We start from the raw sequence: 16,702 nt of genomic DNA on the forward strand, positions 1-16,702 counted from the left end.
CGGCATAAGAAAGGGGCAAAAGGATGAAGGAGCTTCATACGTTTGGGTGGTATGCAGCGCGTGTATCACCACACTTGCCAAAAAAAGCATTTAAACCAGTTCCTACTCGTTTATTTGGTGGACTGGCTTATTTACTGGTGGCACTAGCGGGGTTAATAACGATTGGTGTATTTGAATTGAATGTGTGGGCAAATCTAGGGATTGCGATTGTTCTTGGATTATGTTTTGCTTCACTTGGATTTTTAGGACATGAAATTTTGCATGGAACAGTTGTAAGAAAGGCATGGCTTCGTGATTTTCTAGGAGCAATTGCGTTTATGCCATTGTCAACAGGGCCAAAACTTTGGAGAAAGTGGCATAATGCAACGCATCATGTTCATACACAGCATGAAGAAAATGATCCAGACGCTTGGCCGACACTTGAGAAACTTAAAAAGAGTAAGTTTTTAAGTTGGGTGTATCACATGCCTCTTCATGTACGTTCGTTCTTTAGTTTTCTTTCATTAACAATTCAATTTACATTGCATTCAACTCGAATGTTCTTTCATTTTATAAAAGAATTTAAGTCATCAAATCAAAAATCTGTATGGCTGCAACTTCTTTTGCCATGGACAGTTTGGATTAGCTTATTATTTATTATGGGACCTGCAAAGTGGTTGTTTGCATATGTAATTCCATTATTAATTGCAAACTTTATTGTAATGGCGTATATTGCAACAAACCATCGATTAAACCCGATTGTTCCTGTAAATGATCCATTAGCAAACTGTTTATCAGTAACAGTGCCGCGCTGGATTGACGTTTTGCATTTCAATTTCTCATATCATACGGAACATCATTTGTTCCCTGCTATGAGTTCAAAATATTATCCATTAGTAAAAGAAAAGATTAAAGAAATGTGGCCGGAACGTTATCATGAAATGCCAATGACAAAAGCGTTGGCAGCACTTTGGAATACACCTCGTGTGTATTATCAAGGAAGTGAATTAATTGATCCACATAAGGAGCATTTCTATGGTTCTTTAGGAAATGGACTAGACCCTCATAATATTTCATATCGTGAGGAACATATAGAAGAAAAAGAAGCGATAAAACAAGTAAATCAATAAGCATGGATAGATGATGTATTTCATAATAAAAGCAAGCTACGTTTTCTAGTAGCTTGCTTTTTATTTTTATAAGGAAACTTCACCCTTTTTCTTTGTATGGACTTGAACAGAGTTAGTTTCCTTCCGCTGAAGTCGTTTTTCTAAAAGATTAACAAGATAAGTAAATAGTAGAACGAGTGCTAAGTAGTATATACCAACGACAATATATGTTTCTAATTGTTGGTAATTACCCGCAGCTATTGATAAACCTGATCCCCATAATTCTGGCATGCCTACGTAGGCAACAAGGGAAGAGTCTTTTAGTCCAATGATAAACTGGTTTCCTAGAGGGGGAATAGAGAGACGGAATGCTTGTGGTAATATAATGCGACGCATTGCCAATGGATAGGGCATTCCTAAAGAACGAGCAGCCTCTAATTGTCCACGATCAACAGATTGAATAGAGCCACGGAAAATTTCTGTAATATACGCACCGTTATGAATAGCTAAAGCAATTGCTCCTGCCCAAAAAGGAGTGAAGACAACGACAGATGTAATCCCAAAGTAAAGAATGGCAATTTGGACGATTAAAGGTGTACCACGGATGATAGCAATGTAAACATGGGCGATGCTATTTAACATTTTATTATTAGAAATTCGAAAAAAGGCAAATAGCAGTCCGATTAATGAGCCGAGCGCTAAGGAAGTTAACGTTAATTGTAATGTGACAATAACAGCTTTTAGAAGGATAGGATAGGTAGAAATAAAAATTTCAAACATTTGTGTCACCTCATATTAGATTGATTTTAGGGTATAGACAAATGCCCCACTGTTTATGTGGGGCGTTGTCTATAAAATAGTTTAAGGTTGCTCTTACTTTGTTTTTGACTCTTCTCCGAGAATATTGCGCCCAAACCATTTCTTACTAATCTTTTCATACGTACCGTCTTTAACAATTTCATCTAATGCTTTATTTACCTTCTTCGCCATGTCTTTATCGTCTTTACGAATAGCAATTCCCATTTCATCAAGATTTAATGGCTTTCCAGCTTCTTTTATATTTGATTTACCTTCTTTTATCATACGAAGACCAACCATTTGATCAGTAATAACCGCATCTACACGTCCTGGTTCTAAGTCCATAAGTGCAGTAATATCACTATCATACTCTGTAATTTGATCTGTATATTTTGCAACAAGTGCTTTAAATGTACTAGCTTTTACAACACCTATTTTTTTACCTTTTAAGTCTTCGGGGGAAGAGATAGATATATTCTTCTTGGAAACAAATATTTGTGCTCCAGAGCGATAATATGGATTGGAGAAATTAACAGCTTTTAATCGATCTTCTGTAATTGCCATACTTCCTAATATCACATCATATTTTTTCGCTTGTAGACCTTGAATTAATGTTTCCCAAGGGTTTGTAATCGGAGCGGGCTTCATCTTCATCTTTTTTGCAAGAGCTTCACCTATTTCAACATCGAATCCGACAAGTTTTCCATCAGTTTCTTTATAATTAAACGGTTTATATAATCCACTCATTGCATAACGGAATTCTTTCTCACCATTTGTTGAAGTAGTCGAACTTTCTTTACTACAGGCACCAAGTATGAAAGACGTACATAGTGTAATGACTGCAACAGCAGCCAATAATTTTTTTCTCATAAAACCCCTCCTATATATTGATCCTGCACATACGGGTAGGTTTGAATATATTATAGGAATTCCTTTTAGATGAGACAGTTTTATGTACCCGTATCAGTTTGTTACTTCATTTGTAAAATATGAGCATTCTAGTAATAGAAGATTTCAGTTATAAAACCCTTCGTAAAAATTGTTTTGCACGTTCGTTTGATGGTGCCGAAAAGAACTTCTCGGGTGTGGAATCCTCTACTATTTTTCCGTCATCCATAAAGATGATGCGGTCTGCTACATCTTTTGCAAAGTTCATTTCATGAGTAACAATTACCATTGTCATCCCTTCTTCAGCAAGTTCTTTCATAACTTGTAACACTTCGCCAACAAGTTCAGGGTCAAGGGCTGAAGTAGGTTCGTCGAATAACATAATTTTTGGATTCATTGCAAGTGCACGTGCAATTGCAACACGCTGTTTTTGACCACCTGATAGTAGGTGAGGGGTTACATTTGCTTTATCCTGTAAACCGACTTTTTCCAATAAAAGATTTCCGGTTTCCTTCGCTTTTGTTACATTTACCTTCTTTACATGAATAGGTGCTTCTATGATGTTTTCTAATGAGGTCATATGAGGAAATAGATTGAAATGTTGAAATACCATTCCAACATTTTCGCGGACTTTATTTAAGTTTGTACTTTTGGGGGTGATTTTTTCCCCTTGTAAGTGAATTTCACCTTCATCGTACATCTCTAAAAAATTAAGGCAACGGAGTAAAGTGCTTTTTCCAGAGCCACTGGCGCCGATTAAAACGACAACTTCTTTTTCTTTTACTTCTAGATTAATACCTTTTAAAACGTCTAGTGAACCAAATGATTTTACTAGATTGCGGACTTGAATCATACAAAACCCCCAGTCAAAAATAGATTTTACAAATGTCGCCCCTTATTTTTGTTATTAGTCACAAATTGTCAGAATCCTTTATTTTTTTATTGGTTTTGAAATCTTTATATGGTAGAAATACAGAGAATAATATGTAGATAGTACTTAGTAAGGGGGGATTGAGGAATAGATAGAATAGTAATCTCTCGAGAAAAAACGGTAAGCTTATAGAAGGTAACCAGTGTAAAGGTCGAGTAATCGGCTATTTATAGGTAATATAACTGGATGATGCTGCTATAGCATAAGAAAAAATGTCTAGGCTTGCATGATTTCAAATGTGATATATAGCAAAGTTCTAATAGATACATCCGCAGTTAAAAATAATATTAATATAGGTCATTATAAACTGAAGAACGTAAAACTATGAACGTTTCCGCAACATTTCTTTCTGTCTCTTTCGAATGAAAATTATAGCGAGCTATAATATTAAAAGGGGTGTCTTTTATGAAAAAAGAAAAAAGACAACGGTTAATTAAACAATTTGTAAAGGAATATGAAATAGATAAGCAAGAAAGATTAGTAGAATTGTTGGCAGAACAAGGTGTATTAGTGACGCAAGCTACGATTTCTCGAGATATTCGTGAGTTAAACTTAACGAAGATACCTTCTCAGGAAGGGCTAATGATATATAAAGTTTTCTCAAAAGAGCATTTGCAAACTGATATAAAGTTAAAGAAAAAATTAAGAGAGGTTGTTGTAAAGATTGATTATGTAGATCAATTAGTAGTTATTAAAACATTACCTGGAAATGCACATGTTATTGGTGTTTTATTAGATGATTTAGATTGGAAAGAAAAAATAGGATGTATATGTGGAAATGATACATGCCTTATAATTTCTAAGTCAAAATCGGATAGAAAGATTTTAGAAGAAAGATTGAATTTAATTATTTAGATAAAAATCCTGTTTTTAATAAAAATTAAAAACAGGATTTTTATTTAAATAAAGAGGTTGGATATTCATTATATATGCGTAATATATATTTTTTTGTTAAAAAAGCAGGATAAAGTGTTATAAAAATACAAATTTATATGATTTTAAAAAAATAACTTGTGTAATTTTTCACAATGGTAATGTAGATATTCTCACAAAGATAAAAGCGTGCAACATTTATTATGTACTTGTAAGACATCAAACATATTTAAAAGGAGGTACAACAAATGAAGCATCCGATACATGTTACTTCAGAAATTGGGGAATTACAAACGGTTTTATTAAAACGACCTGGTAAAGAAGTGGAAAACTTAACGCCAGATTATTTGCAACAATTATTATTTGACGATATTCCATACTTACCAATTATTCAAAAAGAGCATGATTATTTTGCACAAACATTACGCAATCGGGGTGTTGAAGTTCTTTATTTAGAAAAACTAGCTGCTGAGGCGTTAGTAGATAAAAAACTTCGAGAAGGATTTGTTGATCGTATTTTAAAAGAAGGACAGGCTGACGTAAATGTTGCACATCAAACTTTAAAAGAATATTTACTTTCCTTTTCAAATGAAGAATTAATTCAAAAAATTATGGGTGGTGTACGGAAAAACGAAATTGAAACAAGTAAGAAGACACATTTATACGAATTAATGGAAGATCACTATCCGTTTTACTTAGACCCAATGCCTAATTTATATTTTACTCGTGATCCAGCAGCTACCGTGGGCGATGGCTTAACGATAAATAAGATGAGAGAACCGGCACGTAGACGTGAATCATTATTCATGGAGTACATCATTAAATATCATCCAAGATTTGCAAATCACAATGTGCCAATTTGGCTAGATCGTGATTATAAGTTTCCAATTGAAGGTGGAGACGAGCTAATTTTAAATGAAGAAACAATTGCAATTGGAGTATCTGCCCGTACTTCGGCTAAAGCAATTGAACGTTTAGCTAAAAATCTCTTTAGCCGACAAAATAAAATTAAGAAAGTGTTAGCAATAGAAATTCCAAAATGCCGAGCATTTATGCATTTAGATACAGTATTTACAATGGTCGATTATGACAAATTTACAATTCACCCAGCCATTCAAGGGCCAAAAGGAAATATGAATATTTATATTTTAGAAAAAGGCCCAGATGAAGAAACTCTTAAAATCACACATCGTACTTCTTTAATGGAAGCATTAAAAGAGGTATTAGGCTTAAGTGAATTAGTTCTTATTCCTTGTGGAGGAGGAGATGTAATTGCTTCTGCTCGTGAACAATGGAATGATGGCTCGAATACATTAGCAATTGCGCCAGGTGTAGTTGTTACATATGATCGCAACTATGTATCCAATACTTTATTACGGGAACATGGTATAGAAGTGATTGAGGTGCTAAGTTCGGAATTATCACGTGGTCGTGGGGGTCCACGTTGCATGAGTATGCCGATTGTTCGTAAAGATATTTAGTATAAATAACGGAGAAAGTAGGGATGAAGTATGTTAATGACTAGACCAAATTTAAAAGGAAGAAGTTTTCTAGCTGAAAAAGATTTTACACAAGAAGAATTATTATATTTTCTAGATTTAGCAGCAGAATTAAAAGAGAAAAAGAAAAATGGTGTCCCACATCGTTATTTAGAAGGTAAAAATGTAGCGCTCTTATTTGAAAAAACCTCTACTCGTACGCGATGTGCATTTACAGTAGCATGTACAGATTTAGGTGCGAACCCTGAATATTTAGGTAAAGGTGATATTCAGCTCGGGAAAAAAGAATCTGTAGAGGATACAGCAAAAGTGTTAGGACGCATGTTTGACGGAATTGAGTTCCGTGGGTTTACTCATGAAACTGTAGAATCTTTAGCAGAAAATTCTGGTGTGCCAGTGTGGAACGGTTTAACAGATATGTGGCATCCAACACAAACGCTCGCAGATTTATTAACTATTAGAGAACATGTAGGGAAGTTAAAAAATGTGAAGCTCGTTTACGTTGGAGATGGACGAAATAATGTCGCTAATAGCTTACTAGTTGGTGGGGCAATTGTTGGAATGGAAGTGCGTATTTGTACACCAGAATCTTTATGGCCTGCACAAGAAGTAATTGATTTAGCAAAAAAATATAATGAACGGGTAATGATAACAAGTAATGTGGAAGAAGCGGTTGCGGGTGCAGATGTAATCTATACAGATGTATGGGTATCTATGGGGGAAGAAGAAAAATTTGCTGAACGTATCGAGTTATTGAAACCTTATCAAGTAAATATACAAATGATTAAAGAAACCGGAAATGATAATGTGATTTTCTTACATTGCTTACCTGCATTCCATGATGTTGAAACGATGTATGGCGAGGAGATTTATGAAAAATATGGACTAAAAGAAATGGAGGTAACTGACGAAGTATTCCGCAGTAAACATTCAAAAGTATTTGATCAGGCTGAAAATAGAATGCATACAATTAAAGCGGTTATGGCAGCTACTTTAGGAAACATGGAGTAGAGAAGAAAGGGAATCTTCCTTTCTTCTTTCTCCTCCTTTAGACACTATCATTCACTATTGCTTTACTATTGTTATTGCAATTAAAGAGAGGTGAGTGTAATGGGTGAAGATAAGAAATTAGGGTTATTTACTTTAACGGCTCTTGTAGTTGGCTCTATGATCGGTGGTGGGGCATTTAATTTAGCAAGTGATATGGCAAAAGGTGCTGGTGCTGGAGCCATTATTATTGGTTGGGTTATAACAGGAATTGGGATGATTGCGCTTGGATTATCCTTTCAAAATCTAACTGTAAAACGGCCAGATTTAGATGGTGGTATTTTTAGTTATGCAAAAGCGGGATTTGGTAATTTTATGGGGTTTAATAGTGCTTGGGGATATTGGCTATCTGCTTGGCTTGGTAATGTAGCATACGGCACATTATTGTTTTCTTCATTAGGGTATTTCTTCCCAATTTTTGAAGGGGGTCAAAATGTAGCATCGATTATTGGCGCAAGCGTATTATTATGGTGTGTTCACATGTTAATTTTACGCGGAGTACAATCAGCAGCCCTTGTAAATTTAGTAACTACAATTGCGAAATTAGTACCTGTATTTGTATTTATTGTTGTAGGAATCTTCGCGTTTCATATTGATACGTTCCTAGATGGATTTTGGGGACAAGCTGGTTCTTTTTCTTGGGGAGCGGTGGGCAGTCAAGTTAAGAGTACAATGCTTGTAACTCTGTGGGTGTTCATTGGGGTAGAAGGGGCTGTTGTTTTATCAAGCCGTGCAAAAAATAGAAGTGATGTAGGAAAAGCGACGGTCATTGGATTAATTGGTACACTCATCATTTACATTTTAATTACATTATTGTCTCTCGGGCTTATGCAACAAGCAGATATTGCTAATTTAAAAAATCCGGCTATGGCTTATTTATTTGAAAGCGTTGTCGGAAAATGGGGTGCGATCTTTATTAATTTAGGTTTAGTCATCTCTGTATTAGGTGCTTGGCTAGGATGGACTTTGCTCGCTTCTGAAATTCCATATTTAGCTGCTAAAGACGGAGTATTCCCAAAGTGGTTTGCAAAAGAAAATAAAAATAAAGCTCCCGTAAATTCATTATGGATAACAAATGGTTTGATTCAAATGTTCTTATTAACATTCGTCGTTTCCGATCAGGCGTATAACTTTGCATTCTCTTTAGCATCTTCTGCTATTTTAATCCCTTATGCCTTTTCAGCATTGTATCAACTAAAGCATAGTTTAAAATCTGAAGAAAACGATCGGACAAAAAATATAATCATTGGGTTGATAGCAAGTATTTATGGGGTGTGGTTAGTCTATGCAGCTGGTTTAGAGTATTTATTATTAACAATGACTTTATATGCACCAGGTATTTTTATTTTTTACAATGTTCAAAAGCAAAAGAGTTCAAAGCAAATATTTACTCGAGTGGAATTAGCATCATCGGTAGCAATTGGTGCTTTAGCATTCTTTGCGATTTACGGATTAATTACAGGAAGTATTACCTTATAAAACGCTGTGAAAATGAAATTAACTGGAGGGTTGAAATATGGCACGAAGAAAAATTGTAGTTGCACTAGGGGGAAATGCGATACAATCTGGAAAAGCTACTGCAGGAGCACAGCAAGAAGCATTGGAAAAAACAGCGGAACAACTCGTGAAAATAATGGAAAGTGATGTAGATATAGTAATTGCGCATGGAAATGGCCCACAAGTGGGGAATATTTTATTACAGCAAAAGGCTGCAGAAACGGAAAAAACACCTGCAATGCCATTAGATACTTGTGGTGCAATGAGCCAAGGGATGATTGGATATTGGATGGAAAATGCGATTGAAAAGGCATTGAAAAAACGGAATATAAAAAAAGACGTAGCAACGGTTATAACACGCGTTGTTGTGGATGAAAAAGATGAGGCGTTTAAAAATCCAACTAAACCAATTGGTCCTTTTTATACAGAAGAAGAAGCAAGAAGATTAATGGAAGAAACAAAAGCAGTGTTTAAAGAAGATGCTGGCAGAGGGTGGAGACGTGTTGTTCCATCACCGAAGCCTGTAAGTATTCATGAACATAAAGTGATTAATTCTTTGGTCGAGGATGGAAATATAGTGATAGCTGTTGGCGGTGGTGGAATTCCAGTAATTGATTCGGAAGAAGGATTAAAAGGAACGGAAGCGGTTATTGATAAGGATTTCGCTGCTCAGAAATTAGCTGAATTAGTAGATGCTGATACGCTCGTAATTTTAACTGCAGTTGATCATGTGTATATAAATTATAATCAACCGAATCAAAAGAAATTAGAGCATGTCACAGTGAATAAATTAGAAGAATACATTGAGGAACAGCAATTTGCTGCGGGAAGTATGCTTCCAAAAATTGAAGCTGCTATTAATTTTGTTAATACAAATCCAAAACGAAAAACAATTGTTACGTCTTTAGAAAAAGTATATGAAGCACTGGAAGAAAAAGCTGGTACTATTATTTCTAAACAGGATGTATGCGTGTATGTTTAAATATCGTTATTCAATAAATAAAAAGAATGAAGTTAGTAACTTCATTCTTTTTATTTATTCATATTTTTTGTACCCATTGTTCATAAAGTTTTCATGATGGAATCCGAATATGTAAGTTAATTATGATAAAATTCAACTTGAATACGCTTTCTTGATTTTTTTCGCTCCAACATACAGCAAGAGAGAGGGAGTTCTATGAATAGACGGAACGTAGTTAAAGATTTAAAGCAGTTTGAATTATTTGCTCATTTAACAGAAAAAAAATTGAAAGGTTTGACGGAGTTTGTCTATTGGCGAACTTATAAAAAGGGTCAATTTTTATTTTTAGAAGGGGATTCAAGGGAAAGAATTTACTTCATGTTAGATGGTTTTGTAAAGTTAGAGCGGGTAAATCAAAGTGGGAATTTATTATACGATGACTATGTAAAGCGGTATTCTATTTTTCCTTATGGTGGTATGTTTACAGACAGAGGATATAACTATACGGCAGAAGCGATGACAGATGTAGAGGTATATTATATTCCGACAGTAATTTTCGAAGATATGGTGAAATCTAGTAGGACGCAATTAATGTACGTTGTTCAGCAATTATCATCGATATTAAAACTGAACGAAAATCGAGTACAAAACATTACAATTCCTAATGCACAAGATCGTGTCATTCAAACATTAAATTATTTAATGCAGGATTTAGGAGAGCAGAGCGGTGAAACGATTGTAATTTCATGCCCACTTACAACAATTGAAATATCGAAAATATCTGGGACATCTCGAGAGACAGTTAGTAGCGTATTAAAACAATTAAAAAATGATAGTATTGTTACAATTCTGGATAAAAAAATTACAATACATAATCCAACATATTTTGAGGAAATCTCTATGTGAAAATTGCATATTGATTTTCTAATTCATACTGTATATTAATGAAGTTCTTTATATATTTATAAGGAGCTTTTTTACGTTATCCTCTATAAAAAGATTGTGTATTATGGTAATAATAGCTAAAATCGATAATAAAAAACAAAGGGAAGGGGAGAAAGAATGATTCGGATTGAGTATGATCGATTAGTAGCTATTTGTTACAGTATAGGTGTTTTGTTATTATTGAAAATTCCAAATGATAATGAACTAATTGGAGAAAAACTATTCAATGCCTATAAGGTTCCGGTACATACATATATTTATATGGATTATAAAGTATCAAATATATTGATTGTTTCTTTCATATTACATATAATCGTATTTTTATTATTTTTAAAGTGGCTAAGAAAAAGGGAATCTAGTTCATTTAAAGCGCGAAATAAAGTAAAGATAGCAGGTATAAGCATTTTAATTTTACTGATGCCGTTTACTTTAAATAAAATACTCCAAACTCTGAATAAAACATGGTACTACGCCGGAAAAACAGGGGTAGAGGCGATTGAATATAAAAAAGAGGATAGTCAATGTCGGATGGAGAAAAAAGGAGAGGCTATCGAACAAAATTGCGTCGTGACTTTAAAAAATTATCGTAATCATTCACAAGCATTACAGGTTGTTTTATACTATGATGCAGGCCAGAAATTAAAAAGTTATCAAGTACCGAGACCGGTCTATTTACAAAGACATGAGACAAAGCAATTCGAATTTCAAATTCCAGTTGTTTATAATAACAGTATTGAAAAACATCAAGTGCCAAATATTAAATTACACCCATTAAATGAAAATAATGAGCAATACAATTGATTTATATAGAAAGCTTATGAGTAGGAACAATAATTTGAAACGATATAGAAAATCAACTTGAATCATCCAACATGCTAAGAGGCGGCGGGCATGCATTGGATGATTTTTTATTTTATCTTACTGTTTAACATATTGTCTTTACTTTGTTACGTTTAGTATGGCCATAGGCTTTAGCGTATTTCGTGTTGAATTTTTTCGGTGAACTGTTTTGAGGACGAATAGAAAGTAGCTCGTCTAGTGATATAGCAATTTTAAATAAGGTATTGGATATAAAAAAGGGAAGAACAAATTTATGTTCTTCCTTTTCTATATGTGAAAGGGCGGTATGCTTTGGGCGAAACGAAAAACATTGCATGGATCATAAGCTGTTTTTACTTTACGTAGTTTTTGAAAGTTCGATCCATAATAACTAGTTTGCCAATTTTTTATATCAATGTCGGGCCAATTGACGTAGTCTCCTAATGTATAAGGATCAAGACTTTCTCTTAAATCTTTCACCCATCGTATATTTCGTTGTTCTTCATTATCACATTTCCAAGATGTAATGTATTCTTGAGCAATGATGGCTTTTCGATGGAAATAAGCTGTTTCACTAGGAGCGATGTTTTCTACAGCACCGACAAGTGACTGATGCCAAATACTAGCTGCCGGATTTGGTGCGTGAGCGAGAAAGTGCCTTAAGATTTGAATTCCTTTAAGAGGAAGGGGCTTGTATATATAGGAACCGGAGCGTTTGAATTTCTCGGGCACATTACCACTGTTAAAAAATTGGACTGCTTCTATATAAGGAACTTCATCTATGAAAAGAGACGGGTTACCGGCGTCAAGAAGAGGGGAAAGTAGTTTATGGAGTTCAGATGGAGGGCCAATAAATTCACCTTGTGCTTCAATTTTGTTTTGCTCTTTGGAAAATAATTCAATGGATGAAGTGAGACGTTCATCGGTATATGGTGCCCAGTTTTGCCAAGCTTGAAATGCTGTAATAAAGTCGTCCCATTTCCATGTAAGTGAGAAAATTGAGACGTTTTTAATCGGATGAACGCGAAATGTTAATGAGGTAACAATTCCGAAATTCCCACCACCACCACCACAGGAAGCCCAGAATAGATGAGGATTTTCTGTTTCATTCGCACGAATAATTTTTGCGCCTGTCTTCCCAGTTGCTTGTACCATTTCTATTTCTATTAATTGGTCACACGTTAATCCAAATAAACGTGAAAGCATACCAATTCCACCACCAAGTGTTAATCCAATAATTCCAACACTCGCACTTGTACCAGCAGGTATTGTAACACCGTATTTCCAAAGTTCTTTGTAGACAGTACCAAGATTTGCGCCAGCTTGGATTTTTGCTGTTAAGCGATCTGTATTAACGGCAATTCGATTCATTTCACTTACATCAATAATAAGACCACTGTTTACAAGAGAGAAATTTTCATAACTATGACGACCACTTCTTAAACGAAATGGTACGTGATGCTCCCGTGCCCATTTTAAGGCGTTACACACATCGTTATTGTTTTGACAAAAAACAATAATACAAGGAAGTTTTGGAATACTTAAATTTAAGTTGATTCGAGCTATGTCATAGTCAGGATCTGAAGGAACGACGATACGACCAGTTAATTTTGTGTGTTTCAATATATATCTCCTTTCTGAAAAAGGGTAATTTTTTATTAGTATATGAAAGAGCTTGTTTAATGTGTTTAGACTAGAAAGGAAGAGGAATGAATTTTGTTTTAGTGTGAGATAAATAAAAGCATAAGAATAGAGAATCTACGTATAGTTCAATGAAAACAGTTGCAAACTCTTCATATTTTGTTATGATAGTGTTACGAAAACGTTTGCATAAATTTTATAGGGTGCAAAAGGAGAGAATTATTTATGAAGAAAACATGGTGGAAAGAAGCTGTCGCTTATCAAATTTATCCGCGTAGTTTTATGGATTCTAATGGTGATGGTATCGGTGATTTACAAGGAATTATTGCGAAACTGGATTATTTAAAGGATCTTGGTATAGATGTTATTTGGATTTGTCCAATGTACAAATCGCCTAATGATGATAATGGTTACGATATTAGCGATTATCAAGATATTATGGACGAATTTGGTACAATGGCTGATTTTGATGAGTTATTAGATGAAGTGCATAAGCGCGATATGAAGTTAATTATTGATTTAGTTATTAATCATACAAGTGATGAGCATCCATGGTTTATTGAATCACGTTCTTCTAAAGATAATCCGAAACGTGATTGGTACATTTGGCGCGATGCTAAAAATGGTGAAGAACCAAATAACTGGGAAAGTATTTTCAGTGGCTCTGCATGGGAATATGATGAAGTGACAGATCAATACTATTTACATTTATTCTCGCGTAAACAACCAGATTTAAATTGGGAGAATAAAGAAGTTCGTGAAGTACTATATGATACAGTTAATTGGTGGCTAGATAAAGGTATCGATGGCTTCCGTGTTGATGCAATTAGTCACATTAAGAAAGAAGATGGATTACAGGATATGCTGAATCCAGAAGGACTAAAGTATGTACCATCTTTTGATAAACATATGAATGTAGATGGTATTCAGCCACTATTGGAAGAGTTAAAAGAAAACACATTTGCTAAATACGATATTATGACTGTTGGAGAAGCGAATGGTGTGAAAATTGAAGATGCCGATCTTTGGGTTGGAGAAGAGAACGGTAAATTTAATATGGTATTTCAGTTTGAACATTTAAGCTTATGGGATGCAGAAAAGAAGAAAGAGCTTGATGTTGTTGAACTAAAAAAAGTGTTAACGAAGTGGCAAAAAGGATTGGAAAATAAGGGATGGAATGCATTATATATTGAGAATCATGATAAACCACGTATTGTTTCTACTTGGGGCGATGATAAACAATATTGGCGTGAAAGTGCAACAGCTCTAGGAGCAATGTATTTCTTTATGCATGGAACACCGTTTATTTATCAAGGGCAAGAAATTGGTATGACGAATGTCCAATTCCCGAATATTGAAGATTATGATGACGTAGCTATTAAAAATCTATATCGTCAGAAAATTGCAGAAGGCGTGTCGCATCAAGAAATGATGGAAATTATATGGGCATCTTGTCGTGATAATTCACGTACACCTATGCAGTGGAATGACGAGACTAATGCTGGCTTCACAACGGGAACACCGTGGTTTGGTATGAATCCAAATTACAAGGAAATTAATGTTGAAAAGCAGAAAAATGAAGCTGATTCTATTTTCAATTTCTATAAGAAGATGATTGCCCTGAAAAAAGAGTACGATGTATTTAATTATGGTACGTATGATTTAATTTTAGAAGATGATCCGCAAATTTACGCATATACACGTACATTGCAGGATGAAAAAATAATTGTAATTAGCAACATTTCGAACCAGGAAGCTGTATATAATGAGGATGTATTCGCATTAGAACGCAAACGTTTGCTTTTAAATAACTATGAAGTGTTAGAACATGAAAAACTTACTGGAATAACGCTGAAGCCTTATGAAACAAGGGTTTATCGTATTTCATAATAAAAAAGGATGCTCTCGTAGCATCTTTTTTTATGAAAAAATATAAATTTGTATTGCAATATGAAAACGCTTTTATTAAAATAGATTTATGAAAACGTTTGCGTTAGAAGGTATCGTTTTCATAAGAGAAAAAGCAATTATAATCTATATCATTAGGGATGTTATAAATACAGGGGAGGAAGAACAGATGAAAATTACGTCTTTTGATTTTTGGCAGAAGTTCGGAAAAGCATTATTAGTTGTTGTAGCTGTTATGCCAGCAGCTGGTTTAATGATTTCCATCGGTAAGCTCATCGGTATGTCTGCTGGGGATATTAACGCAGTTCATACAATCGCTAGAGTAATGGAAGACATCGGCTGGGCGATTATTACAAATCTACATATTTTATTTGCAGTAGCAATTGGGGGATCTTGGGCGAAAGACCGCGCAGGTGGTGCGTTTGCAGCACTATTAGCATTCGTCTTAACGAACCGAATCACAGGAGCTATATTTGGCGTAAACGCTCAAATGTTAGCGGATTCAAAAGCGGAAGTTTCTTCATTATTAGCAGGAGATTTACTTGTAAAAGATTATTTTACTTCTGTACTAGGTGCACCAGCACTAAACATGGGAGTTTTCGTAGGGATTATCACAGGTTTCTTAGGAGCTACTTTATATAACAAATACTACAATTATAATAAATTGCCACAAGCGTTGGCATTCTTTAACGGAAAACGATTTGTTCCATTCGTTGTAATTGTTTGGTCTACAGTCACTGCGATTGTATTATCACTTTTATGGCCATTTATCCAAAGCGGATTAAATGAATTTGGACGCTGGATTGCAGCTTCTAAAGACAGTGCACCAGTTGTTGCACCATTTGTATATGGAACATTAGAGCGTTTATTATTACCATTCGGATTACATCATATGTTAACGATTCCGATGAACTATACGGAACTTGGTGGAACATATACGATGTTAACTGGATCAAAAGTTGGTCAAATTGTTGCAGGACAAGATCCATTATGGCTTGCATGGATTACAGATTTAAATAACTTATTAGCAAATGGTGACACAAAAGCGTATAACGATTTATTAAACAATGTTGTACCAGCTCGTTTCAAAGCAGGACAAGTTATCGGTTCAACAGCAGCTTTAATTGGTATCGCATTCGCGATGTTCCGAAATGTTGATAAAGACAAACGTGCAAAATATAAACCAATGTTCTTATCAGCTGCATTAGCAGTATTTTTAACAGGTGTAACAGAACCAATTGAATTCATGTTCATGTTTATTGCACCAGTACTATATATTGTATATGCAATTACAACGGGGCTTGCATTCGCATTAGCGGATTTAATTGACTTACGTGTTCATGCATTTGGATTTATTGAATTAATTACACGTACACCAATGATGGTCAATGCGGGATTAATGAGAGACTTAATTAACTTTGTCATCGTTTCATTAGTATTCTTTGGTCTTAACTTTACACTATTTAATTTCTTAATTAAAAAATTCAATTTACCAACACCAGGTCGTGCAGGTAACTATATTGATAATGAAGATGAGTCATCAGAAGGAACAGGAAATGTACAAGATGGTTCATTAGCAACAAAGGTTATTGATTTATTAGGCGGGAAAGATAATATTGCTGACGTAGATGCTTGTATGACACGCTTACGTGTAACAGTAAAAGATTTAAATGTAGTTGCACCAGAAGCACAGTGGAAACAAAACGGTGCTTTAGGCCTTATTGTAAAGGATAAAGGTGTACAAGCTGTATATGGTCCAAAAGCGGACGTATTAAAATCAGACATTCAAGATATGTTAGGTGCGTAA

General features: G+C 34.7%; 14 protein-coding genes. 10 read left to right on the top strand and 4 right to left on the bottom strand.

The genetic code is table 11. The features are described 5' to 3' along the window. The first annotated feature begins 23 nt into the window (after nucleotides 1–23). Entirely contained in the window at nucleotides 24–1,109 is a 1,086-nt protein-coding gene (desB, locus tag DJ93_RS14885; protein ID WP_042981606.1) for a Delta(10) desaturase DesB, read from the top strand. A gap of 66 nt (nucleotides 1,110–1,175) precedes the next feature. On the opposite strand, the gene DJ93_RS14890 is transcribed toward desB, so the two are convergent. From DJ93_RS14890 to DJ93_RS14900, 3 genes are all read right to left on the bottom strand, one after another. Further along, the gene (locus DJ93_RS14890; protein ID WP_042981607.1) at nucleotides 1,176–1,868 is read right to left on the bottom strand and encodes an amino acid ABC transporter permease; all 693 of its coding nucleotides are present in this window, start codon (nucleotides 1,866–1,868) and stop codon (nucleotides 1,176–1,178) included. A 93-nt stretch (nucleotides 1,869–1,961) separates the two neighbouring features. Continuing rightward, complete coding sequence (locus DJ93_RS14895; RefSeq protein ID WP_042981609.1) at nucleotides 1,962–2,756, bottom strand: ABC transporter substrate-binding protein; 795 nt, start codon at nucleotides 2,754–2,756, stop codon at nucleotides 1,962–1,964. 148 nt (nucleotides 2,757–2,904) lie between these two features. After that, nucleotides 2,905–3,627 (bottom strand): amino acid ABC transporter ATP-binding protein, encoded by a 723-nt coding sequence (locus tag DJ93_RS14900; RefSeq protein WP_042981610.1) that lies wholly within the window; start codon nucleotides 3,625–3,627, stop codon nucleotides 2,905–2,907. Nucleotides 3,628–4,110: 483 nt separating this feature from the next. Here DJ93_RS14900 and argR point away from each other — a divergent pair, with 483 nt between their 5' ends. The 7 genes from argR to DJ93_RS14935 all read left to right on the top strand — a co-directional run bounded on the left by argR (nucleotide 4,111) and on the right by DJ93_RS14935 (nucleotide 11,328). Further along, a complete protein-coding gene (gene argR / locus DJ93_RS14905; protein ID WP_042981611.1) occupies nucleotides 4,111–4,560 on the top strand; it encodes an arginine repressor in 450 nt (149 codons plus the stop codon). 266 nt (nucleotides 4,561–4,826) lie between these two features. Further along, a complete protein-coding gene (arcA, locus tag DJ93_RS14910; RefSeq protein WP_042981612.1) occupies nucleotides 4,827–6,059 on the top strand; it encodes an arginine deiminase in 1,233 nt (410 codons plus the stop codon). Between the two features lie 30 nt (nucleotides 6,060–6,089). Next, nucleotides 6,090–7,088 carry an ornithine carbamoyltransferase gene (argF, locus tag DJ93_RS14915; protein WP_042981613.1) on the top strand — a complete coding sequence of 333 codons (999 nt, stop codon included), beginning with the start codon at nucleotides 6,090–6,092 and terminating at the stop codon, nucleotides 7,086–7,088. 99 nt (nucleotides 7,089–7,187) lie between these two features. Further along, nucleotides 7,188–8,603: an arginine-ornithine antiporter gene (gene arcD, locus DJ93_RS14920; protein ID WP_042981614.1), complete on the top strand. Its 1,416-nt coding sequence runs from the start codon at nucleotides 7,188–7,190 to the stop codon at nucleotides 8,601–8,603. A 37-nt stretch (nucleotides 8,604–8,640) separates the two neighbouring features. Next, complete coding sequence (gene arcC / locus DJ93_RS14925) at nucleotides 8,641–9,603, top strand: carbamate kinase (protein ID WP_042981615.1); 963 nt, start codon at nucleotides 8,641–8,643, stop codon at nucleotides 9,601–9,603. 195 nt (nucleotides 9,604–9,798) lie between these two features. Then, entirely contained in the window at nucleotides 9,799–10,488 is a 690-nt protein-coding gene (locus tag DJ93_RS14930) for a Crp/Fnr family transcriptional regulator (protein ID WP_001081912.1), read from the top strand. A 156-nt stretch (nucleotides 10,489–10,644) separates the two neighbouring features. Further along, the gene (locus DJ93_RS14935; protein ID WP_042981617.1) at nucleotides 10,645–11,328 is read left to right on the top strand and encodes a hypothetical protein; all 684 of its coding nucleotides are present in this window, start codon (nucleotides 10,645–10,647) and stop codon (nucleotides 11,326–11,328) included. A gap of 306 nt (nucleotides 11,329–11,634) precedes the next feature. Here DJ93_RS14935 and DJ93_RS14940 read toward each other — a convergent pair whose 3' ends face one another. Next, a complete protein-coding gene (locus tag DJ93_RS14940) occupies nucleotides 11,635–12,969 on the bottom strand; it encodes an FAD-binding oxidoreductase (protein ID WP_042981618.1) in 1,335 nt (444 codons plus the stop codon). A gap of 243 nt (nucleotides 12,970–13,212) precedes the next feature. On the opposite strand from DJ93_RS14940, the gene DJ93_RS14945 reads away from it, so the two are divergent. Together DJ93_RS14945 and DJ93_RS14950 are read left to right on the top strand one after the other, a co-directional pair. Next, nucleotides 13,213–14,877, top strand: coding sequence for a glycoside hydrolase family 13 protein (locus DJ93_RS14945; protein WP_042981620.1), 1,665 nt, complete (start codon nucleotides 13,213–13,215; stop codon nucleotides 14,875–14,877). A gap of 187 nt (nucleotides 14,878–15,064) precedes the next feature. After that, a complete protein-coding gene (locus tag DJ93_RS14950) occupies nucleotides 15,065–16,702 on the top strand; it encodes a PTS transporter subunit IIBC (protein ID WP_042981621.1) in 1,638 nt (545 codons plus the stop codon).

It is taken from the genome of Bacillus clarus (assembly GCF_000746925.1).
GTDB classification, from domain to species: domain Bacteria; phylum Bacillota; class Bacilli; order Bacillales; family Bacillaceae_G; genus Bacillus_A; species Bacillus_A clarus.

Excerpts from the sequence above, each read along its gene's own strand:
- DJ93_RS14900 (WP_042981610.1), bottom strand. The coding sequence starts at position 3,627 with ATGATTCAAGTCCGCAATCTAGTAAAATCATTTGGTTCACTAGACGTT.
- DJ93_RS14945 (WP_042981620.1), top strand. The coding sequence starts at position 13,213 with ATGAAGAAAACATGGTGGAAAGAAGCTGTCGCTTATCAAATTTATCCG.
- arcA (WP_042981612.1), top strand. The coding sequence starts at position 4,827 with ATGAAGCATCCGATACATGTTACTTCAGAAATTGGGGAATTACAAACG.
- argR (WP_042981611.1), top strand. The coding sequence starts at position 4,111 with ATGAAAAAAGAAAAAAGACAACGGTTAATTAAACAATTTGTAAAGGAA.
- DJ93_RS14935 (WP_042981617.1), top strand. The coding sequence starts at position 10,645 with ATGATTCGGATTGAGTATGATCGATTAGTAGCTATTTGTTACAGTATA.
- DJ93_RS14930 (WP_001081912.1), top strand. The coding sequence starts at position 9,799 with ATGAATAGACGGAACGTAGTTAAAGATTTAAAGCAGTTTGAATTATTT.
- argF (WP_042981613.1), top strand. The coding sequence starts at position 6,090 with ATGTTAATGACTAGACCAAATTTAAAAGGAAGAAGTTTTCTAGCTGAA.
- arcC (WP_042981615.1), top strand. The coding sequence starts at position 8,641 with ATGGCACGAAGAAAAATTGTAGTTGCACTAGGGGGAAATGCGATACAA.
- DJ93_RS14950 (WP_042981621.1), top strand. The coding sequence starts at position 15,065 with ATGAAAATTACGTCTTTTGATTTTTGGCAGAAGTTCGGAAAAGCATTA.
- DJ93_RS14895 (WP_042981609.1), bottom strand. The coding sequence starts at position 2,756 with ATGAGAAAAAAATTATTGGCTGCTGTTGCAGTCATTACACTATGTACG.
- DJ93_RS14890 (WP_042981607.1), bottom strand. The coding sequence starts at position 1,868 with ATGTTTGAAATTTTTATTTCTACCTATCCTATCCTTCTAAAAGCTGTT.
- desB (WP_042981606.1), top strand. The coding sequence starts at position 24 with ATGAAGGAGCTTCATACGTTTGGGTGGTATGCAGCGCGTGTATCACCA.
- arcD (WP_042981614.1), top strand. The coding sequence starts at position 7,188 with ATGGGTGAAGATAAGAAATTAGGGTTATTTACTTTAACGGCTCTTGTA.